Below are 23,652 nucleotides of genomic sequence, written 5' to 3'. Positions count from 1 at the left end.
CCCTTTTTAAAAGTATGGTGCAACCCTCACATTTTTCAAATGTCCTTAGGGCAAACAAATCCTGAAAAGGATAAACCTATTCATTAAATCAAAAAACATGACAGAACAAAAACGAAGTCGAAGACTCCCATGGCTATGGACTGGTCTTTGTCTTTTACTGGGCTCGCTTGCGGTCCAAGCACAACAGAATTTTACCATAAGCGGAAACGTCACCGACAAGACCAACGGGGAAACGCTTTTTGGAACATCAATCTTCTTAGAAGGTACCTCAATAGGGGCCATTACCAACGAATATGGCTTTTACTCCCTAAGCGCACCAGCCGGAAAGTATACCTTGGTCTTCTCCCATATGGGGTACAAAGAGATTTCCGTTCCCATTGATCTTACCCAGAACCAAAAGATGGATATGGAGGTCGAGGAATTCTCCACCCAGTTGGATGAGGTAGAGGTCACCGCTGAGGAACCAGAAAGAGCCATTCTGCGCAAGCCGGAAATGAGCGTTTCCAAACTAAACATCAAGACCGTAAAGCAAATGCCAGTGGTCTTGGGAGAGGTAGATGTGATCAAGTCCCTCCAGATACTCCCTGGAGTGACCAGCAATGGTGAGGGATCAAGTGGGTTTCATGTCCGTGGCGGTGCTGTAGACCAAAATTTGGTGCTCTTGGACGAGGCCATTATCTATAATACCTCTCACCTTTTGGGTTTCTTCTCGGTTTTTAATGCCGATGCTGTAAAAGATCTTAAATTGTACAAGGGTGGTATACCGGCCAAATTTGGTGGTAGGGTGTCATCCGTATTGGATGTACGCCAAAAAGATGGTAACAGTAAAAATTTCGCATTAACAGGAGGTATTGGCGCTATTTCCAGTCGTCTTGCCGCGGAGGGTCCCATGTTCAACAACCGGGGTTCATTCTTGGTGGCCGGAAGAGGATCCTACGCCCACCTCTTCCTAAAATTGGCTGGTGAAAAGAACAGTGTGAGTTTTTATGATCTCAACCTTAAAACCAACTATGGCATCGACAAGAATAACAAGTTGTACCTATCCGGCTATTTTGGGCGGGATGTATTCAATTTTGATGGCTCTTTTAGCAGTAGCTATGGAAATGCATCAGGAAATCTCCGCTGGAATCATATATTTAATGACAGACTCTTCTCCAACCTATCCCTAATTTACAGTAAGTACGATTATGAGCTTGGAATCGATGATTTCGAATTTGATTGGATTTCATCCATCAAAAACTACAATGCCAAATATGATTTAAAGTATTATTTCAGCGATGCCTTTAAATTGGATTTTGGTATCAGTACCATTAAGTACGAATTTGATCCCGGCCAGATAAAGCCTACTGGGCCCAACTCTGCCATCAATGAACTACAGCTAGATCAGAAACGAGCTTTGGAAAGTGCCGCTTACATCAATGCCGAGCATAAATTAACAGATAGACTTACGGCACAGTACGGAATCCGTTTCAGTCATTTTAACCGTATGGGCGGGCAGCCGCTTTCCATTTATGCCAACAATCAACCTTTGGTCTATAACAACACCCTACAATTTTATCAGCGTACAGACCCTGTGGACGAGGTCACTTTCAAAAAGAGTGAAAGCATCAAAAAATTCTCCAATCTGGAGCCTCGCCTCTCCCTAGCCTATCAGTTGAACGATTATTCGTCAGTAAAACTAGGCTATTCCAGAGCAGCGCAGTACATCCACCTCTTGTCCAACACCTCATCGGTAACCCCTTTGGATGTGTGGACACCTAGTGGAAAGTACATTGAGCCTCAGTTATCCGATCAATATGCACTTGGGTACTTCAGAAACTTTAAAGATAAAATGTACTCCTTGGAGGCTGAGGTCTACTATAAGACGGTGGATAACAGAATTGACTATATCGATGGTTCCGATTTGATTGGAAACAACACGATTGAAACCGAAATACTGAACGGAGAATCCCGGGCTTACGGGCTAGAACTATTGATGCGAAAAAATGAGGGTAAGCTCACTGGATGGATTTCTTACACCCTTTCCAAATCGGAGCAACGAACCCCAGGAGGTATTGCTGGTGGACCAGGGATAAATAACGGGGATTGGTACAACACCCCATTTGACCGAACTCATGACGTGTCGGTAACGGGTGCTTATCAATTCAACGACAAATGGAGTTTTGGGGCCAATGCCATTTATCAAACCGGAAGGCCAGTAACCTATCCCAATGGCCAATACCAGTATGAGGGAATTTCCGTGGCCAGCTATTCGGAGCGAAATGCCGATCGACTGCCAGATTATTATCGTTTGGACCTTTCCGCAACCTATCGACCCAATAAAAAACCACACAAGCGGTGGAAGGGAGAATGGGTATTTAGTCTCTATAACGTCTTTAACCGTAAAAACGCTGCTTCCATTTCGTTTGGACAGAATTTTGAGACCGGAGCCAATGAGGCTACGCGAACAGCCATCTTCGGAATGGTACCCTCTTTAACCTATAATTTTAAATTCTAACACCATGAAACGCTATTATAAAATTTTAACTTTCATCCTGTTGATTGCAGCAACCTCCTGTACCGATGTTGTTGAGGTGGATGTCCCAGAAGCACCAAGTAGGCTGACCATTGAAGCTTCTTTGGATTGGGAAAAGGGAACCACAGGAAACAATCAGACTATTTTACTGAGTACTTCTACTCCATTTTATGACAATCTTTCACCTGCACCGGTAACCGGGGCGGTGGTAAGGGTTACCAATAATAATTCCGGTGCTGTTTTCAATTTTCAGGACCAAAACGACGGACGTTATACTACCAATACCTTTATTCCTGTTCTGGGCAACTCTTATACCCTAAATGTGACCTACAATGGGGAGCGCTATACCGGCACGGAGACCCTGTTTTCGGTCACCGATATCTCTAGCATTACACAGTCAAAAGAAGATGGAGAGGACGACGAAGTATTGGAGGTCAATGTATCGTTCGAGGATCCGGAAGGCGTTGAAAACTATTATTTCCTTCGTTTTCAAAGTCGTAACGACCGTCTTCCCGAGCTCTTTGATATCAAGGATGAGTTCATTGATGGTAATGAGGCTACCTTCTATTATGAGAAAATTGAGGATGAAGAGGACAATATCAAGGAATTTGAACCTGGAGATATCGTGGATATAAAACTGCTGGGCATCTCCGAAGACTATTACAATTATATGCAACTTCTTATAGAACAATTTGAAAGTGCAGGAAATCCTTTTAGTGCCACTCCAGTGCCATTGGTAGGGAACTGTATAAATGAGGATGATGCAAACAATGCACCCTATGGTTATTTCCGGGTAACCCAGATGGTGCAGGATACGTTCACGTTTGAGTAGTTAGTGTTAGGTTGGTGTTGATCCCAAGGTGCAAATCTTTTTGGCCTTGGGATTTTTTTTTGGCCACCCGGGACTGTAACACTCCTTGATTTTTGATGTCATTGGAATAGCTAACTTCAAAAACCATCCCTTATGAAATTTCAAAGATCCATTCTTGGCTATTCCGCCTTGCTTATTCTCAATCTTTTTTTAAGCTGCAAACACCAGGAAAAAACCAGCGAGACGGAGCCTCCGACCAAAAGTGAGGAAATCCTTGCTGTAGGTACCATAGCTCTTTCGGGGTTGGATTCGCTACACATACAACGAATGGAAGACTCCATTGTCTCCGGGGTATATCCCAACATTCATAGTGTACTTATCTACAAAAATGAAAAGATGGTCTATGAAAACTACTTTGCAGGCAAAGATGAGGTCTGGGGTGAGGACTTGGGAGTTATTGAGCATTATAAGGACAGTTTGCATGATGTGCGAAGTATTTCCAAAAGCATTGTGGCCACTTGCGTTGGACTTGCCTTGCAACAAGGCAAGATTGATAGCATTTCCCAAAGTATTTTTGATTTTTATCCCGAATTTCAGTCCTATAAAACTGGGCTTCGTTCGCAGATTACCGTTGAGCACCTGCTCACCATGACCACGGGAATGGAGTGGAATGAGAATGTTCCCTATACCGATCCTGACAATAGTGAGATTCAAATGACCTCCAGCCCTGACCCCATTGAGTTTGTCCTAAGCAGGCCCATTTTAATTCCACCGGGCAAGGTTTGGGAATATAACGGGGGAACCACACAATTGTTGGCATCCTTAATCGAAAGGGCAACAGGCCAGAATATTCATGAATATGCCAAAGAGAATCTATTTAAACCTTTGGGTATAGCGAATTCGGAATGGACCAAATTTCCAGATATTGAACTGCCAGCAGCAGCCTCTGGCTTGCGCCTAAGCTCCCGTGATTTGATGAAATTTGGTATGCTATATGCCAACGAAGGCCAATGGAGGGGGAACCAAATTTTACCAAAGGACTGGGCCAAGAGGGCTATGGAGCCCCACGTTTGGTTTGGACGAAATGATAACGTAGGCTATGGTTATCAGTTCTGGATTTTCAAGGCCAAGACCATTACTAAAAACTATGACCATCTCATTCCAGCTGCTGTTGGCAATGGAGGACAGCGAATTTATATAGACCAACCCAATCAAATGATTGTGGTGATCACCGCAGGCAACTATAATATTTGGACCATTGAGAACGATTCGGAGGCACTGCTTGTGGATTTCATTTATCCAGCTTTGGGTAAAAAATAGGAATACACAACCCTATCGGCCATAAACCGGCATAACTGCTGTAGGAAAAATTATCGATTTCAATCGTTTTGTTAACAAAAATGAATTATCCACTCTTTTTAATTCGTTCATTATCAGTTTTTTACTATATTAAGGAGTTGGGGATTTAATTCACTCACCCCTTTTGTTCCCCTTTTGAGTTCCCTCCTAAATGGTTCTTTACTTGCAGCATATATGTTGGAAGATTCATGCTGGTTGAAAATAAAGCAAGTTGCCATCCATTAACTGTGGATTTCTAATTCAACTTAATAGTAACACTTTAAATTTCAACCTTATGAAAACAGTACCAACCAAGGTGTTTGTGGCGCTTGCTGCATTCACAATTTCTTTCTCGGCTTTTTGCCAGGAAAAAACCACGCAGGCTTTTTGGGTCCATGAAGACCGGGTCAAGCCATCAATGATCACTGACTACGAAAAAGTAAGCAAGGAGCTCAACGAAGCTTGCAAGACCCATAACATTCAGACCTTAAGCTGGATTACTTCCCAAACCGATGACTTTAGGTATCTTTTTGTTTCCCCAATCGATTCCCTTTCAGATATCTCCAAAGCCTCCAAAGGGTTTGGCGCATTGCGAGAAAAAATGGGCTCGGATGCATTCGACAAGTTGTTCGACGACATGGACAAATGCTATGATTCCCATGGGGATTATGTCATTGTAATGGACAAAAGTCTGTCCTATATGCCCAACGGAATAACCCAGACCCCAGAGGGAATGGACTACAGACGCTTCTACTATTTGCACACAACTCCTGCAGGGATGGCTCCGCTCAAAGAGGCTATAATGAAGGTGAAGGAAATGTATGAAGCCAAGGGCTCCACATCGTACTATAGGATATACCGAAGTGGTTTTGGCAATATGGGTAGTTTTTACATGGTTGCCGTAGCCGCCAAAGATGGCACGGCCTATGAAACACAAAGTGCGGAAAATGATAAATTATTGGGACCAGAAGCCATGGAGGTTTTCGGAGGTGTAATGCAACATATCACTAAAATGGAAGAGTTCTCAGGGAGAATGCGCGCGGATCTTGCCTATTCACCAAACAACTAAACCAATTCGTCTGGATGCAAGGTCATCCAGGCTTTTATCCATCTAAAATTTGAACGAATGAAACAGTTATTTTTTTCTTGCTTTGCGTTGATCCTGATTATCTCCTGCAACCAGGGTCCCACACGCTACACACAAAATTCACCAGAAATTGATACGGTGAAAAATCTCATTGCCAACTACGACGCGAAGAATTACGACACCAGCATGTATGCCGATAGTTCACAAACCCAATATAATTCTTCCAAAACAATGACCGCGGCAGAAACCATGGATTTCCATAGGCAATCGGATGCCAACTACTCCAGCAGGGGATTTGTTACGGAGGACCAAGAGTATGAAATGGTACTTACAGATGACGGTGAAACCTGGGTGAACTGCTGGTTAGAATGGCAAGGCACCCTGGCTGCCAACGGGAAAAAAGTCAAAATACCCATTCACCTGACTTATCGCTTTACATCGGGCAAAATAGTAAGGGAATATGGTTATTGGGATCCAACCGAAGTGGTGCTAACGCTACAGCAACTTGCGGCCGAAGCCAAAATGGCCGAGGAGGAAAACGCTGAGGAATAGTTAAATGGTTTCTTTGCATAAGACGAAGAGGGGCTTTTGCTCCTCTTTTTTTATGTGTTCCCAGCCATTTGAGCGCAGAAAAATCAGAGATTATTGTACTTTCACATGGGCAAAATACTGTGTAAAAACGCAGTATTAAATGTTAGAATATGTACATACCGCACTATTATAAAAACGAAAATCTAGAGGAAATCAAGTCTTTCTTGGAACACCATAGTTTTGGCATATTGGTCAACCAAGTGGATGGAAAGCCATGGGCCACGCACATACCTCTCGAATTGGACAAATCCCCAGACGGTAAGGATATTCTGGTAAGCCATATTTCCAAAGCCAACCCACAATGGAAGGTCTTTGCCAAAGAACCTAAGGTGCTTTGCATATTTAATGGGCCCCATGCGTATGTATCCTCCTCCTGGTACCAAAAAGAGGAAGTACCAACCTGGAATTATATTGCCGTACATGTTTATGGCCAAATTAAAATATTGGATGAGGAAGCTACCATGGACTGTTTACACAAATTAGTGGACAAATATGAAAAAGGCTCCAAAAATCCTTTATCGTTGAATGATTTATCTTCCAAAACCCTGCGGCAGGTCAAAGGTGTGGTGGGATTCGAAATTGAAATCACGGAAATCCAGGCCGCCTATAAGCTTTCCCAGGGAAGGGCTCATGACCATCCAAAAATCACAAAGGAACTTATGGAACGTGATGACCCTGGAAGCAAGTCCATAGCAAAAGAAATGGAAAATCTAGATTCTTAGATAACTCACTCTTATTCGTTATCCAAAAACTTGGTGTCCGCCCAATTGGAATACCTAGGGTTATCCACATGCATAATCCAGATTTCATCTGTGTAAGCACCTTTCATTTTAGATCGATAAGCGGCATAGGCCTGCTCATTTTGATCGTATTTGGCCAGGTATACATAATTCAGGCCATTATCTGGATTCCTAAAATACTTGACGTTTAGCCCTTTCTTTTTGAGGTCATCCATAAAACTTTTGAGGTAGTGTTCGTTTTTGAATACGTTGGCCACAATATAGTGGCCTTTGCCAACTCCATCTAGGTTGATGAACTTTTCGATAGGTCTAAATGCACCACCGGTAAAGGTACCCTTAGGTTTTTCAACTTTCGTTTTTTCAGTTGGGTTGTCCGCCAAGGCAGTATTTGTCAAGGTCGTATTTGTCAAGGTCGTACTCAAAGAATCCAAATCGGCTGATTTGGCCAAATACAGTTTCTGGGCCTGTTGCTCAATATCCGGTCTTTCATTATTGGTCTTACGTTGCACAAGGCGCATTACCATTTCAAAGCGTTTTTCCAAATCCCTTTCCCTGTGCTGTTCCAAAGAGTCCATCTTAAAGATTAATTCGTTGATGATGGCATAGTTATCTTCCTGCTGCGCCTTAAGTTCCTTTACCTGTTCTTCCCAGAAAGCAAGATCTTCCTTGTTCGTTGGTCGTAAGGTGGTTTTGGCATTCAGTTTATTTTTCTTGGCCTTTTTGCTTTCTTTGATATCACCAACAAAGGTCCCTTCAATGGGCTTTCGCTCTTGATCGTCATTGGAGGCCAAAATGTTTTTGGTCATGGTTGGCACGAAGGAGAAAGCAATGGAAATCTCATGCGTCACCCCCAAGTGGGATAGATTCCGATTGACATTTTTTTCAAAGTTATAGCCAAAGGAAAGTCTACGATTTAAGTTAAAACCAGTACCTGCCGAGGCTCCATAGAACTGATCATATCCGCCCTGTAGCCAGCCCAACTTTGGAAGGTCGAGAATTAATCCTCCACCAAAAATAGGATCTTGGGCACCTTCAAAACGAGCCCTTGCCAAGGGCAATAATCGTCCATCCTCAAAAATACCAGCTCCATTTTTAAATTCGTGGGCAAATTGAATATGTCCAGAAAAGGTTTTTTCATTAAACTCGCTTAATGATTTTCCTGTCTTAATGTTGTAATCCACCAAATTCTGTGCAAAGACTCCAAAATCGAACTTCCCCAAAGAAAGGTTGAGCCCGGGTTGAAAAGAAATGATCGAGTTCTGACTCGCATCGTTCAATAGCGGGTCGTCATCCAAAGTAATGGCTCTGTCTGGATCAAAACTGCTGACATAGTAAGGAACATTGACACCAAAGCTAAGATTGCTTTTTTGCCCAAGTTGAATACCATGGGAATAGTTGGCCATGATTCCAAGGTTGGAAATGACCCCTTCCTGCTGGTTGTATAGGCTCACCCCTAAGCCCACCCTTTCATTGAGTCTTCCGCTATAACTTAAAAAATAGTTTTGGTTGTTGTCACTGAAATCCGCTCCTTGGCTTCGGTGAAAGAGGTTCACATATGATTTATCTTCTCGAACCGCGGAAAAAGTAGGATTAATCAAAAATCGATTGAACTTCAACAAGTTTTGAAAGGGTACATCATAACTTACATAAGGATTGCCATCTTGAGCACTTAGGTCATTAAAAAAAAGACAAGGAAGTGCTAAAAATAAAACCCATCTAGAAGAAAATGTATATATGCCTTGGGAGAACAGGGGTAGTCTTACTTCCATAGCTAAATGGTGTTTGTAGGTTAAAGAGCCTGCTTGGTACAGGTTGGTATTTTTTGTTTGGTCTCATTGCAAGATTTGGGTTCTTGTAAGAGTTTTACTATTAACTTAAACGTAATATTAAGCATTTTATCGGCAAAAAACCAATTTTATCGATTAACTGCATTGTTTAAGCGGTAACTCACTTCTTACAACCTAGAAATGAGGTATTTATTGTTGCTAGTATTCAAAAAAGCTAAAGTCATCCTTGTCGTTTTAGAGGTTGAATTTTGGTATTATTTAATTGTTCGTCTTAATTTTATTCCTCAATTATGAGTAAACCCATAACCATAGTTCCATATACTCCGATTTACGCTGAAGCGTTTCGGCGACTTAACGAGGAGTGGATCAAGAAGTATTTTAAAATGGAGGAAATGGACCGAATTTCCCTCCATCATCCCAACACTTATATCTTGGATAAAGGTGGTTATATCGCAGTAGCTCTCCTGGATGAAAAACCGGTGGGGGTCTGTGCACTGATTCCCAGCACCAAAGTTGAATTTGAATTTGAGTTGGCCAAAATGGGAGTTTCCCCCCATGCGCAAGGCAGGGGTATTGGAAAACTATTGGGGCAGCATATCATTGCTAAAGCCAAGCAGTTGGGAGCCAAAAAGATTTATCTGGAAAGTAACCGGGTTTTACTACCTGCGCTCAGTCTATACAGGAAATTGGGTTTTGAAGAGATTATTGGAGCTACCTCGCCCTATGAACGCAGTGATATCCAAATGAAGTTGATACTTTAAAACTCATTTATCTATTTTGGAAATTGCAAGGGTTCCCCAGTTGGAAACTAAAAAAATGAGTTCTGGAATACTCCCTAGATTAAACTCCTTTTTTTAGTCTAACCCAAACGGGCATCAAAGAGTAAAATTTTTATATCTCATTAAAAATGAGTATCTTATAGAGATTATTCTTAATTTTTTTAGTCATGGGAACCATTAAACGATTGAACAAATGGGCCAATGCCCATACCTATTATCCTTTGGATTTAATTCGGATTGCCCTCGGCGTATTTCTTTTTATGAAGGGTATTGAATTTATGACGAACCATGTACAAATGGCGGAGTTGGTCCGACCCTTCCAGGAAATGCCGGGAGGAATGATTCTTCTGCATTATATTGCTCCGGCTCATTTTGTAGGAGGTTTTCTGATTGTTGTGGGCTTACTGACCCGATGGGCCGTTTTAGCGCAAATCCCGATACTGCTTGGTGCAGTATTGACCAATTTCTTAGGGGTCATGAACAGTTCCAATCTGGTCTTGGCAACCCTTACCTTATTGGTTTGTATCTTTTTCCTGTTCTACGGATCGGGTAAACACTCAGCAGATTACTACTTCAAAATGCAGAAGTAAACATAATCATAGATTGTCCAACTGATTGCTCTTTCCATCGGAACTAATGGTCCAGAAAAAGCCAACAAAAAAGAATTGGTCCGCTGCAGGGGTAATAGCACGACGATCAAACACACCATTGACATTTGGTGAATTGGCGTATTGATAGTTATTGATATTCTTGAATCCGAGCACATTGTTTACCGAGAAATACAAAATCTTTTGTTGGTCAATCAAATAGGCCCAGTTTAAGCTTAGGTTGTTGAAGGACCTTGTTTTTTCTGCCATAAACTCCACAGTATTAGGGTTATCATAAGGCCTCCCGGAACCATAGGAATAGGATAGCCCTACTTGGGAACGAAGGTCACTTATAAAGTATTTGGTTACAATGGAAAGATTGTGTTTCGGCGCAAAGTTTGGAGTTGCCCTCTCCATAAAATTTCGATACTCACGTTCTGTATCCAAGTAGGAGTAGGAAACCCAATAATCCAATGATTTTATACTTTTGTTATCCCTCCAGAACATATCCAAGCCTGCAGCATAGCCGCTTCCCGCGTTTAGAAAGTTAGAGTTGAATTGTGGCAACTCCGTATCATAAGTTATTAAATTATCGTAATCTTTGTAATAGGCTTCTGCTCTAAAAGTAGTTCCGTCTCCCAGATGCTGGTAGTTTAAGATATAATGGGATGTCTTTTCCGAATCCAGGTTCTGATCAAATTTAGCAACCTCACTAAGTGGATTTTGGTAAAAATCCCCATAGGCCAATGAAAATTGACCCTTGTTCCCAGGTTTGTAAGCCAAGGAAACTCTGGGAGCCACCTTAACCTCACCCAATAGGGAACTATGCTCCGCCCTGGCCCCCAACTTCATGGCGAACTTATTACTTAGGAAAATATCCGCCTCCGCAAAACCAGCCCATAGTCGGTCGTTATATTCGTTTGTAAAAGTGGTATCATCAGATGCTGTAAAGTCTTCTTCAAAATCCAAGGTAAAATATTCCGAGCCAAAATTAAGGTTGAATCTGCTGCTGAAGTTTTTTCGAACCTTAACTTTTAAATGGGATGCAACCTCCTTGTTGTCGACTACATTATCCTGCAACCCTATGGAGTTGGTGTCCAACGAAATTGCACCACCTGTGGTGAGGCTCCAGTCATTGTCAAGAAAATACTTGTAGGAAGAATTGAAGTAAAGATTGTTGTTTTTAAGTCCAAACTTCACAAAATCCTCAAAATTTATATCCTCCTGTTCAATGTCAAGATTAGCGTGATTGAATCCGGTGTAGAATTTTAACATGCTTTTCTCCCCTTTACTTCTAAAAACCGCCTCTCCGGCTATTGACTCGTATGGACTATTCCATCGTACACCTTGGTCCGAAGGTATTAAAGACTCATAGGGTGCCAAATTGATATAGGATGTGTTGATGCTCAAGGATTGGTCTCCCCAAATTTTGGTATGTCCCAAACCACCACCGACAGACATTAGGGAAATATCGGTTTTATCCTGTGTGGGAACGTCGGTCGTGTTTAAAAGCAAAACACTGGATAAAGCCTGACCATATTCCGCCGAATACCCACCAGTGCTAAAAGTAATGCCCTTAAAAAGAAAAGGCGAGAACCTTCCGCGCGTTGGGATGTTGTTGGCGGTGGCATTAAAGGGCTGAAATACTCGAAGCCCATCAATAAAGACTTGGGTTTCCCCTGCTTCCCCGCCCCTGACGAAAAGTCTTCCATCCTCATTCACAGTAGTAGTGCCGGGTAAAGTTTGCAGTGCTGCAACAAAATCCCCGGCTGCCCCGGCCGTTGTAACAATGTCCAAGGGTTTAAGTACCGAAACCTTGGAGTTGTCACCAGCTTCAAAGGTTCCAGCGGTCAAGGTAACCCCTGAAAGCGCATTTATTGACTCTTGAAGGGCAACCTTTAGGTTTTTAAAATAGGAGATATCACCCACTTCATAGTGTGGGTCGTAGGATAAAATGGAAATAACCAAAGTTTGCGTTCCAAGCTCTGAAGTTTCAAAACTGAACGTTCCATCCTCGGCTGTGGAAGCACCGTCATAGGTACCTTCAATATACACGTTGGCCCCTACAATGGGAACATTTTTGGTATCGGTCACTATACCAGAAACAGTGCTTTGTCCAATGCCGAAATTGAGGCTCAAAAGAAAAAAGAGGAGAAACAGTTGGTTTTTCATGATCATTCGTTATTTGATACCACAAAATTGTTCTCCCAACCTCAAAGGTGCCAATCCAGAATACCCAGTTGTAGAATTTTAATGATGAGTTGCTGGTTATCTCGGATTCCGCTGATCTTATGGATAGGGCGAACCTGTCCTATTTTGTCCTTAGAACTTTTAGCACTACATTTAAATAACTGCTAATCAACCTTTAAACCAAAACCATCAAAAAACACCCCTATATAGTAGTGGTTTTCTGTCTTTGCTTTTTTATGGCGAAGGGACAGCATCTTATAGATAGCCTGCAACAGCTATATCCAAGGGCCGCATCGGATTCTGCACGTATTCTTATTTTAAAGGACATCTCCTGGCAGTATCTCAACAACCGGGGAAACGCTGACCTGGCCAAAAAACATATTGACAGTTTTCATCGCTTGGGAGAAAGAGCAAATTTTGAGTGGGCGGTTTCTTTGGCCAATTACCAGTATGCCGTTTTGGAGCGACAAAAGGGAAACTACAACAAGGCTTTGGAACATATAGAAAAGTACCTGGACTTCCATCAAGGTAAAAATCGCGCCTTTGCAATGGCCAATGGACTATACCAGAAAGCCATTATTCTTGACGACCAAGGAAAGTCAGACCAAAGTTTGGAAATCTATTACTCCATTCTCGCCATCTACGAAGAGGTTGGTGATTCATTTGGTGAAGCCACCACATACAACGCCATTGGGGAAATACAAAAGAACACGGGAAAGAAATCCAAGGCCATGGAAAGTTACGAGAAAGCTTTGGAAATTTTTGAAAGGCTCGATGACAAAACAGAAATAGCCAACTGCCTTTTCAATATTGGGGACACCCACATGCAAAGTCAGGATTATGACAAAGCATTGGAGCACTTTCACAAAGCCCTAAAACTGGACCAAGAAACCCAAAGCGAATGGGGTCAAGCATACGATTATGAGGCTTTGGGCAAGGTATATGCCTTACAAAAAAATTACACCAAATCGCTTGAATACCATAACTGGGCACTGGCACTTCGTAAAAAGCTAAACCAACAAATGGAGCTTTCCATGAGTTACTCCCAGATTGGGGCAGTACAGCTTCAGCAAAAGGCTTATGCCAGTGCAGAACAAAATCTACTTACCGCAATTCGTATATCTGAGGAAATTGGTGCGAAATCGGAACGGCAAAAAAACTATGGATTGCTCTCCCAATTGTACGAAGCAACGGGAGATTTTGAACGGGCTATACATCATATGAACAAATTTGTCAGTGTTAAGGACAGTTTGTTCAATGAAGCCAAATCAAAACAAATTGAAGAGCTGCAAGTTCGATTTGATACCCAAAAAAAACAGGATGCCATTGCCACTTTACAAAAAGATGCGGAAATCAGCGAACTCAAATTAAAACAACAAAAGACGCTTAGGAATATCGTCATCGGAATTTCCATTGCTGCATTGCTGTTACTGTATTTTGCCTTTAACCGCTATAAAAACGCACAACGGGTAAAACGAGCGCAAGAAGAAAAGAAAAGAGCGGTTGTTGAAGAAAGGAAACGGACCGAAATAGAGAAGCAACGGGTTTTGGAACTTCAAAAAATAGATAAGCTAAAGGACGAATTTTTGGCCAATACCTCCCACGAACTACGCACTCCTTTGGTAGGAATCATTGGACTCACTGAATCCTTGACGGATGGTGTAGCGGGCAAGCTTCCGAAAAAGGCCATGGATAATCTCGGGATGATTGCAACCAGTGGGAAACGATTGGCGCATTTGGTCAATGATATTCTTGACTTTTCAAAATTGAAGAATAAAGATTTAGAATTATCCACTAGGCCCGTGGATATCTATGCGGTTTCCAATATTGTGCTGCAACTCAGCCAACCGATGCTTCAAGATAAAAAACTAAAATTGATCAATTCAATTCCCAAGGAAATTTCCCTAGTGGAAGCCGATGAAAATAGACTACAGCAAATTATCCATAATCTTATTGGGAATGCCATCAAGTTTACTCCAAAAGGATATATTACCCTGCTTGCCGAGACCAAGGGAAAAATGCTTTCGGTTACCGTTTCTGATACCGGAATTGGAATTCCTGAGGATAATTTGGACCGAATCTTCAATTCCTTTGAACAAGGCGATGGATCCACCCAACGCGAATACGGCGGAACCGGTCTTGGCCTTTCCGTTACCAAACAATTGGTTGAGCTCCATGGTGGGGAGATTCGGGCAACTTCCGAACTGGGAAAAGGTTCTATTTTCACCTTTACACTTCCCTTAAGTTCCAAGACAAGAAAGAGCCTAAAGTTGGAAAAGCCATCCCCTTCCGATTTTGTACTCCCCTTGAGCACATTGAACGAAGAAAAGGTTAAGATAGTTGGACATCAGTTATCCGATGAGGCACCCCAAGTGCTTATCGTAGACGACGAACCGGTAAACAGGAGGGTATTGGAAAATCACCTAACCGTCGCCGGTTATAAGGTCACTGAAGTTAGCTCTGGTAAAGAGGCCCTAAAGGTGTTGGATGATGAGCATCAATTTAGTCTTGTTCTTTTGGATATCATGATGCCTGAGCTTTCGGGTTACGAAGTGTGCAAAATCGTAAGAGAACACTCTTCGGCCAGCGAACTTCCCATTATCTTATTAACGGCCAAAAACACTGTTGCTGAACTGGTCACGGGTTTTGAAGCAGGGGCCAACGATTATCTCACCAAACCCTTTTCCAAAAATGAACTGTTAAGTCGGATCAAAACACATATCAATCTTAATACCATCCATAAGGCCACTTCCAAATTTGTTCCTACCGAGTTTGTGCAGTCAGTAGGGAAAGAATCAATCACCGAGGTTAAATTGGGAGATCATATCGAAAAAAATGTAACGGTTTTATTTAGTGATATTAGGGATTATACCAGCTTGGCGGAAACCATGACACCCGAACAAAACTTCAAATTTGTTAATGCCTACGTGGGTCGTATGGGCCCCATAATAAAAGATAACAAAGGGTTTGTAAACCAATATTTAGGTGATGGGATTATGGCCATTTTTCCGAAGAACGCAGAGGATGCTTTGGATGCAGCTATTGAGATGCAGCGAACCTTGGCATTATACAATAAACGAAGAGTTGAAGAAAAGGGCTATCAACCGCTAACGGTGGGCATGGGATTACATACAGGGCCACTTGTTATGGGTATTATCGGGGATTCCAAACGAAACGATCCCGCGGTAATTGCCGACACGGTGAACAGTGGTGCAAGAGTGGAGGGCGTGACCAAATACTATGGTGCCAATATTATAATAAGCGAAGGGTGTCTAAAATCGATGAAGGATTCCAGCGGCTTTAACTTTAGATATCTTGGAAAAGTCCAAGTAAAGGGAAAGCAAAAGGCCATGGGAATCTATGAGTGTATCGATAGCGACCCGGTGGACAGTATTACACTGAAATTGGAGTCCCTAAAAGACTATGAAATGGGAATTCAACTGTTCTTCGGTCAAAAATTTGAGGAGGCTTCCGAAAAATTTGAAAAAATATTATCGCTAAATCCGAAAGACAGTGTGGTGGAATATTTTCAAAACAAAGCTGCCATTTATGCCATTTCGGGTGCGCCCGGGGATTGGCAGTCGGTTACGGTAATGAATCAGAAATAACACCTTGAAAAAAAAATGCTGACAGAGGGTGTTTACATTAGCATCAAGGAATTGGTTTTTTCACCTTTCGCCTGCAAGTCTGCATACTTTGCATAACGCTTATCCACAAAACTTTGTGCTGCGCAAATCCAATCATTTTGCTGAACCCGATTTGCGCTAAAAATCGCACCAAACCGCTCTTCCATTACCAAATAATCCTCAATGGGAATATGTGGTGCCGGCGAATCCAGTTGCAGCATTCTATCCCTAGAATGATTGACTCCTGGTCTGCTTCGGTATAACAGCCATTGCCCTGAAGCTACCGCTGCTTTATGGTATTGCCTTGGGTTTTTCATATCGATTCCGTGGGCAGGGCTGTGGCAATAGGCAATGATCAAGGACGGACCATCATGTTTTTCTGCCTCAATAAAAGCCTCAAGGGTCTGCTGCTGGTCTGCCCCAAGAGCTACTTGTGCCACATACACATCTTGATACCCCATGGCCAACATCCCTAAATCCTTTTTTTCCTTGAAGGTACCTTTTGCTGCAAACTTAGCTGATGCACCAAAGGGTGTTGCTTTGGACATTTGCCCTCCGGTGTTGGAATACACTTCGTTATCCAGCACTAAAATGTTCACATTTTTTCCAGAAGCAAGCACATGATCCAGTCCACCATACCCTATGTCGTAGGCCCAGCCATCACCGCCAACGATCCAAACACTTTGTTTTACAAAATCGTCCGCTACCTCCAATAGTTCTTTAGCTATTGTAAATTCCATTTGCTGTAGCGCTATTTTCAGGTTTAAAATATGCTCTCTTTGTTTTGCAATTGACTCATCTGAGTTTTGGGGTTGTTTAAGAATACCCTCCACCAGTTTTGGGTCTAACTGGGGGGCAAGTTCGTCAAGAAGTCTTTTGGCTCGTTTTTCCCTCTGGTCTAAAGCCAATCTGTACCCCAAACCAAACTCTGCATTGTCTTCAAACAAGGAGTTGGACCATGCAGGTCCCCTACCCTCATTGTTTTTCGACCAAGGTGTTGTGGGTAGTGCACCTCCAAAAATAGAACTCGCCCCAGTAGCGTTTGCAATTAGCATACGGTCGCCAAATAACTGGGACATCAATTTTAGATATGGCGCTTCTCCGCATCCATCCGCACCCATGGCATATTGGAATAATGGTTCTTGAAGTTGTTGTTGCGCAAGGTTGGTTACATCAATTTTACTTCTTTCCATTTCGGGCAAGGTTTCAAAGAACGTCCAACCCTGCCGCTTTGTTTCCATTTTTGCCCCGGAGGATTTCATAACCAACGCTTTAGCAGGGCAGGCCTCTACACAGTGGTTACAGGAGTTGCATTGGTCAGGGTTTATCTGCACAGTGTAGTTCAAAAGGTCGAAATCTTCCATCTGTTGCAAAAATCTAGTCGATTTAAATCCAGATGGAGCATCTTCCAAATTATCTTCTGTATAAGCCTTGGTCCTAAGTGCTCCCTGAGGGCAGGCCATACTGCAAGCGCCACATTGCGTACATAAATCTGTATCCCAAACCGGTATCTGTCCATTGGCTTCTCTGTGGTTGAAATGAGAGGTGCCGGTAGGGTATGTACCATCAACTGGGAGTTGGCTGACTGGAATATGATTCCCCTGTCCAGCAAGAAGTTTACCCAATAAACTGCTGGCAAATTCCTTATCCTCTTCGAGTGGAGACATCCTCTCTTCTAATTCCGGTGTATCAATTTGTTGGATCAATTCCCTTAGTTCACCAAAAAGGTGCCTTGGCAAGTAATCATTTAATGCAAAGTAGCAGGCATGAAAACTGGATACTTCATAACCATTTACCGTAAATGTTTTTGGTATCCTCTCCAAATCAACCATGTAACAACTGACATTCTTTCGGATTATGGCTTGCTGAACTGTAACATCAATTGATTTCCATAGCTCTTTCGGGGAAAGCGTGGAATTAACCAAAAGGGCACCTCCAGACCTTAGATTTTGAATGGCCGAATCCTCTATGGTGTACTTGATGGATTCACATCCTACAAAATCGGCGTTCTTTATCAAATAAGGAGCCTTAATGGCCTCCTCTGCTATTCGAAGATGGGAAACACTTCTTGAATTTGACTTTTTGTAATCACATTCCATATACCCTTGAATATGATAATCGGTAGAACTTCCCAAGAGCTTCAAAGTTCCTGAGAACAAGGATTGCGTTTGGGCTTGTTTTGTTTCATAAAACAGTGCTTCGGAAAAAGATGGATTTAGATTGAGGTCGGACTTGACTTTAAGACTCAAATGTGTAACATCGTCCTCAATGCCCACTGTAAAACTGTTCTTTGGGCATGGTAGTTTTAAATTCTCCAAAATTGCCTTGACCATTCCTGGAGTCAACTCTTTGGAGGAGAGTCCATAACGCCCTCCAATTACTTTTGGAAGTGATTTGATTTTAGTGCTATAGACGTGCATCATGGATTGTACAACATCCAGATACAAAGGTTCCCCGCTAGCCCCAGGCTCCTTACAACGATCTAAAACAGCTATGGCTTCGCAGGTTTCGGGAAGACTGTTCAAAAGATGCTTAGTGCTAAAGGGTCGAAACAATCTGACCTTGACCAACCCGACTTTTTCCCCTTTTTGATTTAAATGTTTGACGGTTTCTTCAATGGTTTCAGTGGCGGATGCCATCGCCACAATGACTTGCTTGGCCGCTGGATGTCCTACATAATCGAAAAGTCGATATTGCCTCCCGGTGAGTTTGGCAAAACGGTTCATCTGCTGTTGAACCTCATCCGGGCATACATTATAAAATGGATTGATCGCCTCTCTACTTTGAAAAAAGACATCTGAACCTTGGGAGGTCCCGCGAAGAACCGGCTGATTTGGGTTTAAGGCTCTTTTTCTATGTGCTTCCATATATTTTTCCGGAATCATGGTCCTTATGACCTGATCCGATACCAATTCAATTTTGGAAGTTTCATGGGATGTTCTAAATCCATCAAAGAAATGAACAAATGGAATTCTTGTTTTTAAAGTAGCTGCCTGGGCAATCAAGGCGAAGTCCATAGCTTCTTGAACTGAGCTGGAACCCAGAAAAGCGTATCCCGTGTTTCTTACAGCCATAATATCACTATGATCTCCAAACACAGACAGTGCGTGCGTAGCGATTGACCGGGTAGCCACATGAATGACATTTGGAGTAAGTTCCCCCGCTATCTTGAACATGTTGGGCATCATAAGAAGTAGTCCCTGTGATGCAGTAAATGTGGTTGACAATGCTCCGGTTTGTAAAGCTCCATGCATGGCCCCGGCCACTCCACCTTCGCCTTGCATCTCGTATACTGCGGGAACATCACCATAAATATTTTCTTGTCCATTAGCACTCCATTCCTCCACTAGCTCTGACATTTCGGAGGAAGGTGTTATAGGATAAATAGCACAAACCTCATTGACCCGATAGGCCACATGGGCTGCTGCTTGGTTTCCGTTTACTACAATGTGCTTTGGATGGTTCATCTTTAAAGTATGCTGTGGGAATTGGATTGCAACTAAAATGAGCAAGCCGCTCTTTAAAAGAGCGGCTTGCTTCAATCTTACTTTTCGAACTCGATGGAAACAGGAGTTGGATTGGTAATGATGTCAAAAACTGGGGAGAATTGGGAAAGAGCTCTCAATTGCTCTTCAGAAGCATCGGACTTCACCTTGAACTTCACCGTAATCCCTTCAAATCCTTTACGTACTTCAGGATCTAATCCCAAAAAGCCGTGAAGGTCAACACCACCTTTTAAGGTAGACTCCATTCCCTCAATCTCAATGCCTTGGGCGGCTGCATGGTAAACCATGGCACCAGTCAAACAAGACCCTAGGGCATGCAATACAGTTTCAGCTGGGTTAGGTGCCTTGTCCTGACCTAGAAGTACTTCAACATGGTCGGCTTCCATGGTAAAAGATTCCTTTGCTCTTTCGGTGTGCTCTTGGCCCACTCCATAGTAATCCTTGATGCTGGTCACACAATGTCCGCCATCAATCCAGTTGTTTTTCGCCCTAAACTCGAATTTAGCCAAAGTAGGGTCTTCCTGTACATGGTTGATGGTGTCTACCAATTGATCCACGTTTACTCCGTTCTTAATGTTTGCTGTTGTAATCATTTTTTTAATTTTTAGATTAATTATTTACGTTTGGTTCTAGAGATGCATTTGGTGTGCCAAAAATCATAAATAATTGAAAATGAGAATATTAAAATGATTATATGTTGAAGGAGGACTTACGATATTTCGTTAATTAACGAAATATCGTAAGTGTATTCATGAAATCTCGTGAATTAGACAGGTCGGGCTATACCCAAGGCCTTAATTTTTGATGTGAGCGTTGTTGGGCGCAATCCCAGAAGTTTTGCTGCACCCCTTTCCCCTGAAATCTTCCATTGGGTCAACTTTAGTGCTCGAAGAATATTATCCCTCTCCATGTCTTGCCATTCGGTGGAAGTATAGATTCGGCTCGTTTCGATATCAGAAAGGTCTTTTTGCTTCCCTTTTATATTGGGAATGATGTTTATCCAATCCACTTCGCCATTTTTAGAAACAATTATGGCCCGCTCTACCAAATTTTGAAGTTCCCTAACATTGCCTGGCCAATCATAGTTCAAGAAGAGCTGTTCCTGTCCTTCGGACAGGATCTCCACTGGTTTGTTAAGTTTTCGTCCAGATCTCGCCATCATTTCATTGGCTATAATACAAACATCCTTCCCTCTATCCCTGAGAGCAGGTACTTGAATAGGGAAAACGTTGAGACGATAAAACAAATCTTCCCTGAACTTGCCTTCTTGAGCATACACTAAAAGGTCCCGGTGTGTAGCAGCGATAATGCGAACATCAACTTTAACCGTTTCCGAACTACCCACAGGATCAAATTCGCCCTCCTGTAGCACGCGAAGTAATTTTGGTTGTAAAGCCAATGGCAATTCACCAATCTCATCCAAAAAAATAGTTCCTTTATGCGCCAGCAAAAAACGTCCTTTTCTACTGGCAGTGGCCCCCGTAAAGGCACCTTTCTCATGACCAAATAGCTCACTCTCAATAAGGTTTTCCGGAATGGCCCCACAATTTACCCTGATAAGGGGCTGTTCACTGCGATCACTCTCCATATGAATTGCACGGGCAACCAATTCCTTTCCCGTTCCTGTTTCCCCCTGAACAAGCACAGTGGCGTCCGTATGTGCAACTTGTTCCACAAGGTCCAACACCTTTTTCATGGATCGGTCCCGGGCAATAATTCCATAACCACTGGTAAGTTCCTCGATTTCCTCCTGTAAATATTTGGTTTGATTGCGCAACGAGTTAATCTTGGACTCTGCCTGGACCCTTTCATTGATGTTTCTTAGAATAAGGGTGTAAAAGCTCTCCTTTGCGTTCCCATATCTGCTTATTGTCCCTTCATTCAATGTCTCCATCTCGTTAGACCCGATAACTTTGACCGTTGAGGGTAAATAGGTGTTCATCCCATTATCCTCCCGAGTCAGATCGGATTTTACCAAACCTTCTAACAACTGGGCGCTATCTTCATCCAGAAAAAACAAGATATTCCGCTGTTGCACATCTTCATTTTCCATAATGGCTTGGGCGGACGCATTGGCTAGCACGATACGAAAATTATGGTCGAACATCACTATAGCATCCATGGCACCATTTATAAGGCCCGACATCTTGGAATTGGCCAACTCCAATTCTCTTTTAGAAACGGTAAGGCGTTCCTGTATAATGTCCAATTCTCTATGCCTTTTGATCAGGACCGATAAAATACCCTTGGCAAAACCTCTGTCGCTGCTGATGAGTTCAACGAAATGGGTCGTTTCGATTTTCAATACCGTGGTGTCCCCCATGGCGGTTACCGATGCGGAGCGAGGTTCATCATCAATTAAGGCATACTCTCCGAAGCAATCTGTTTCATTCAATATGATGTACAAATGGTCCTTGTCATGCACCCTCACTTGTCCCTTTAGGATAACGTACATAGCATCCCCAACATCACCTTTACGAATTATGGCATCGTTTATTTCAAAATGCTCTTGTATTAGGTTCTTGGAAAGTTGCATCAAGGAGGTTTTGGACACTTCTGAAAAGAAGGAAACCCCTTTTAGGAAATCTACGAGCTGATGTTGGTCGGAAACGGACATGAAGTACCAGTTGGTTCGGTTTCAACTAAATATACAGAATTGAAAATTAATTGAATTCAGCCCACAACGGAACTTAAACCAAGCTTAGTTTAGAAGAGCAATCTTTCTGGTTCTTATCATAAATTTAATTGATGGTTTTTTATATATTTATTTTAAAAATTTATATTAATGACCATAACCCAATTACAATATGTCCTAGCTGTAGCCGAGCATAAAAATTTCACCTTGGCTGCAGAAAAAAGTTTTGTCACACAGCCTACATTAAGCATGCAAGTGCAGAAATTAGAGGACGAACTGGACATTCTCATCTTTGACAGGGGAAAAAAACCAATCACTATAACTGAAGTGGGCAAAAAGATTGTGGCCCAAGCCAAAAACATCGTTGCCGAGGCAGAACGCATTAAGGATATAGTAGATCAGGATAAAGGGTTTATTGGGGGAGACTATACATTAGGAATCATACCTACCGTAATGCCCACATTACTTCCGATGTTTTTGAATACATTCATTAAAAAATATCCCAAGGTCAACCTTATTATAAAGGAGCAGCCCACAGAAGCACTCATTAGAAATATTTTGGATGGACATCTAGATGCAGGAATCGCGGCTACTCCCTTGGAAATTGAGTTCATCAAAGAGCGTCCACTTTACTACGAACCCTTCATGGGGTACGTTCCCAATAGTCATAGACTAACCGGCCAACAACAATTGGGCACCGAAGATTTGGATGTCAGCGATATCCTGTTGCTTCAGGATGGCCATTGCTTTAGGGATGGGGTCATCAACCTTTGTAAATCGCCAAAAAATCTTCAGGATGAGCATTTTAAAATAGAGAGCGGTAGTTTTGAAACTTTGGTAAGTCTAGCGGATGAGGGTATGGGAATGACCTTGTTGCCCTATCTGAACACTTTGGACCTGGACGATAGAAAGCGGAAGTTCTTAAGACCGTTTAAAAACCCATCGCCTGCCAGGGAAATCAGCCTTATCTATCACAAAAGTGAACTGAAAATTCAAATTACGGAAGCTTTGAAAGATGTGATTTCAAGTATCGTAAAAGGAGCAATCGCCTTCCAAGATGTTAAAATAATTAGCCCATTGGCCAAGAACTAAACATTGAAGGAAAGTAAAAAAAAAGTGCCGCTTGAAGCGGCACTTTATGTTTAAGATTTTATAAGCAGTAATGTGGGTTGCAACTCTGGTTTGTCCAATATATAATATTGCAACCAGATTTTAAGTTCTTCGATTTCACTTGGTAATAACCTTGAAACGGCTTTTTTTAATTCTTTTGCGAATAGCTTAGCATCAAAACTAACTTTTTGGAGAACAGTTTTGGTGTAGTCTAACATTGCTCTGGGCATAGAAATTTTGATTTGGATTAAAAGGTTGTCCTATAAAATTAAGAAAAATCACTTTCTTGTACATGAAGCCGTAGTTAAAAATTAAATAATTTCGTGTTAAAATCGATAACCCGAAAGATA

The 23,652-nt window shown here is 42.2% G+C and carries 16 protein-coding genes; 10 read left to right on the top strand and 6 right to left on the bottom strand.

What is annotated here, in order from left to right; translation table 11 throughout:
* Nucleotides 1–97: 97 nt before the first annotated feature.
* The 6 genes from BUC10_RS01850 to BUC10_RS01825 all read left to right on the top strand — a co-directional run bounded on the left by BUC10_RS01850 (nucleotide 98) and on the right by BUC10_RS01825 (nucleotide 7,064).
* Nucleotides 98–2,497, top strand: coding sequence for a TonB-dependent receptor (locus BUC10_RS01850; protein ID WP_073176204.1), 2,400 nt, complete (start codon nucleotides 98–100; stop codon nucleotides 2,495–2,497).
* A gap of 4 nt (nucleotides 2,498–2,501) precedes the next feature.
* Complete coding sequence (locus BUC10_RS01845) at nucleotides 2,502–3,347, top strand: DUF4249 domain-containing protein (RefSeq protein WP_073176203.1); 846 nt, start codon at nucleotides 2,502–2,504, stop codon at nucleotides 3,345–3,347.
* A gap of 132 nt (nucleotides 3,348–3,479) precedes the next feature.
* Complete coding sequence (locus tag BUC10_RS01840; protein ID WP_073176202.1) at nucleotides 3,480–4,646, top strand: serine hydrolase domain-containing protein; 1,167 nt, start codon at nucleotides 3,480–3,482, stop codon at nucleotides 4,644–4,646.
* 313 nt (nucleotides 4,647–4,959) lie between these two features.
* Entirely contained in the window at nucleotides 4,960–5,733 is a 774-nt protein-coding gene (locus BUC10_RS01835) for a hypothetical protein (protein ID WP_073176201.1), read from the top strand.
* A 57-nt stretch (nucleotides 5,734–5,790) separates the two neighbouring features.
* A complete protein-coding gene (locus tag BUC10_RS01830; RefSeq protein WP_073176200.1) occupies nucleotides 5,791–6,303 on the top strand; it encodes a nuclear transport factor 2 family protein in 513 nt (170 codons plus the stop codon).
* A 149-nt stretch (nucleotides 6,304–6,452) separates the two neighbouring features.
* Nucleotides 6,453–7,064 (top strand): FMN-binding negative transcriptional regulator, encoded by a 612-nt coding sequence (locus BUC10_RS01825; protein ID WP_073176199.1) that lies wholly within the window; start codon nucleotides 6,453–6,455, stop codon nucleotides 7,062–7,064.
* A gap of 11 nt (nucleotides 7,065–7,075) precedes the next feature.
* Here BUC10_RS01825 and BUC10_RS01820 read toward each other — a convergent pair whose 3' ends face one another.
* Nucleotides 7,076–8,851: a PorP/SprF family type IX secretion system membrane protein gene (locus tag BUC10_RS01820; RefSeq protein ID WP_073176198.1), complete on the bottom strand. Its 1,776-nt coding sequence runs from the start codon at nucleotides 8,849–8,851 to the stop codon at nucleotides 7,076–7,078.
* A gap of 308 nt (nucleotides 8,852–9,159) precedes the next feature.
* Between BUC10_RS01820 and BUC10_RS01815 the strand changes: the two genes are divergently transcribed.
* Together BUC10_RS01815 and BUC10_RS01810 are read left to right on the top strand one after the other, a co-directional pair.
* Entirely contained in the window at nucleotides 9,160–9,630 is a 471-nt protein-coding gene (locus tag BUC10_RS01815; protein ID WP_073176197.1) for a GNAT family N-acetyltransferase, read from the top strand.
* A 185-nt stretch (nucleotides 9,631–9,815) separates the two neighbouring features.
* Nucleotides 9,816–10,238 carry a DoxX family protein gene (locus BUC10_RS01810; RefSeq protein WP_073176196.1) on the top strand — a complete coding sequence of 141 codons (423 nt, stop codon included), beginning with the start codon at nucleotides 9,816–9,818 and terminating at the stop codon, nucleotides 10,236–10,238.
* Between the two features lie 6 nt (nucleotides 10,239–10,244).
* On the opposite strand, the gene BUC10_RS01805 is transcribed toward BUC10_RS01810, so the two are convergent.
* Complete coding sequence (locus BUC10_RS01805) at nucleotides 10,245–12,407, bottom strand: TonB-dependent receptor (protein ID WP_073176195.1); 2,163 nt, start codon at nucleotides 12,405–12,407, stop codon at nucleotides 10,245–10,247.
* Nucleotides 12,408–12,661: 254 nt separating this feature from the next.
* Here BUC10_RS01805 and BUC10_RS01800 point away from each other — a divergent pair, with 254 nt between their 5' ends.
* Nucleotides 12,662–16,033, top strand: coding sequence for an ATP-binding protein (locus BUC10_RS01800; protein ID WP_073176194.1), 3,372 nt, complete (start codon nucleotides 12,662–12,664; stop codon nucleotides 16,031–16,033).
* Nucleotides 16,034–16,065: 32 nt separating this feature from the next.
* On the opposite strand, the gene BUC10_RS01795 is transcribed toward BUC10_RS01800, so the two are convergent.
* The 3 genes from BUC10_RS01795 to BUC10_RS01785 all read right to left on the bottom strand — a co-directional run bounded on the left by BUC10_RS01795 (nucleotide 16,066) and on the right by BUC10_RS01785 (nucleotide 22,174).
* Nucleotides 16,066–19,518: a 4Fe-4S binding protein gene (locus BUC10_RS01795; protein ID WP_073176193.1), complete on the bottom strand. Its 3,453-nt coding sequence runs from the start codon at nucleotides 19,516–19,518 to the stop codon at nucleotides 16,066–16,068.
* A gap of 77 nt (nucleotides 19,519–19,595) precedes the next feature.
* Nucleotides 19,596–20,150, bottom strand: a complete 555-nt coding sequence (locus tag BUC10_RS01790) for an OsmC family protein (protein WP_073176192.1) — start codon at nucleotides 20,148–20,150, stop codon at nucleotides 19,596–19,598.
* A 173-nt stretch (nucleotides 20,151–20,323) separates the two neighbouring features.
* A complete protein-coding gene (locus BUC10_RS01785) occupies nucleotides 20,324–22,174 on the bottom strand; it encodes a sigma 54-interacting transcriptional regulator (protein WP_073176191.1) in 1,851 nt (616 codons plus the stop codon).
* A 168-nt stretch (nucleotides 22,175–22,342) separates the two neighbouring features.
* Between BUC10_RS01785 and BUC10_RS01780 the strand changes: the two genes are divergently transcribed.
* Nucleotides 22,343–23,284, top strand: coding sequence for a LysR substrate-binding domain-containing protein (locus tag BUC10_RS01780; protein ID WP_073176190.1), 942 nt, complete (start codon nucleotides 22,343–22,345; stop codon nucleotides 23,282–23,284).
* A 50-nt stretch (nucleotides 23,285–23,334) separates the two neighbouring features.
* Here BUC10_RS01780 and BUC10_RS01775 read toward each other — a convergent pair whose 3' ends face one another.
* On the bottom strand, nucleotides 23,335–23,532 hold the full coding sequence (locus tag BUC10_RS01775; RefSeq protein WP_073176189.1) for a hypothetical protein: 198 nt from the start codon (nucleotides 23,530–23,532) through the stop codon (nucleotides 23,335–23,337).
* Between the last annotated feature and the right edge of the window lie 120 nt (nucleotides 23,533–23,652).

The organism is Flagellimonas flava (genome assembly GCF_900129665.1).
In the GTDB taxonomy this organism is placed as follows: domain Bacteria; phylum Bacteroidota; class Bacteroidia; order Flavobacteriales; family Flavobacteriaceae; genus Flagellimonas; species Flagellimonas flava.
Note: the sequence above shows the minus strand (reverse complement) of the source record. Positions and strands in the feature narration are given on the sequence as shown.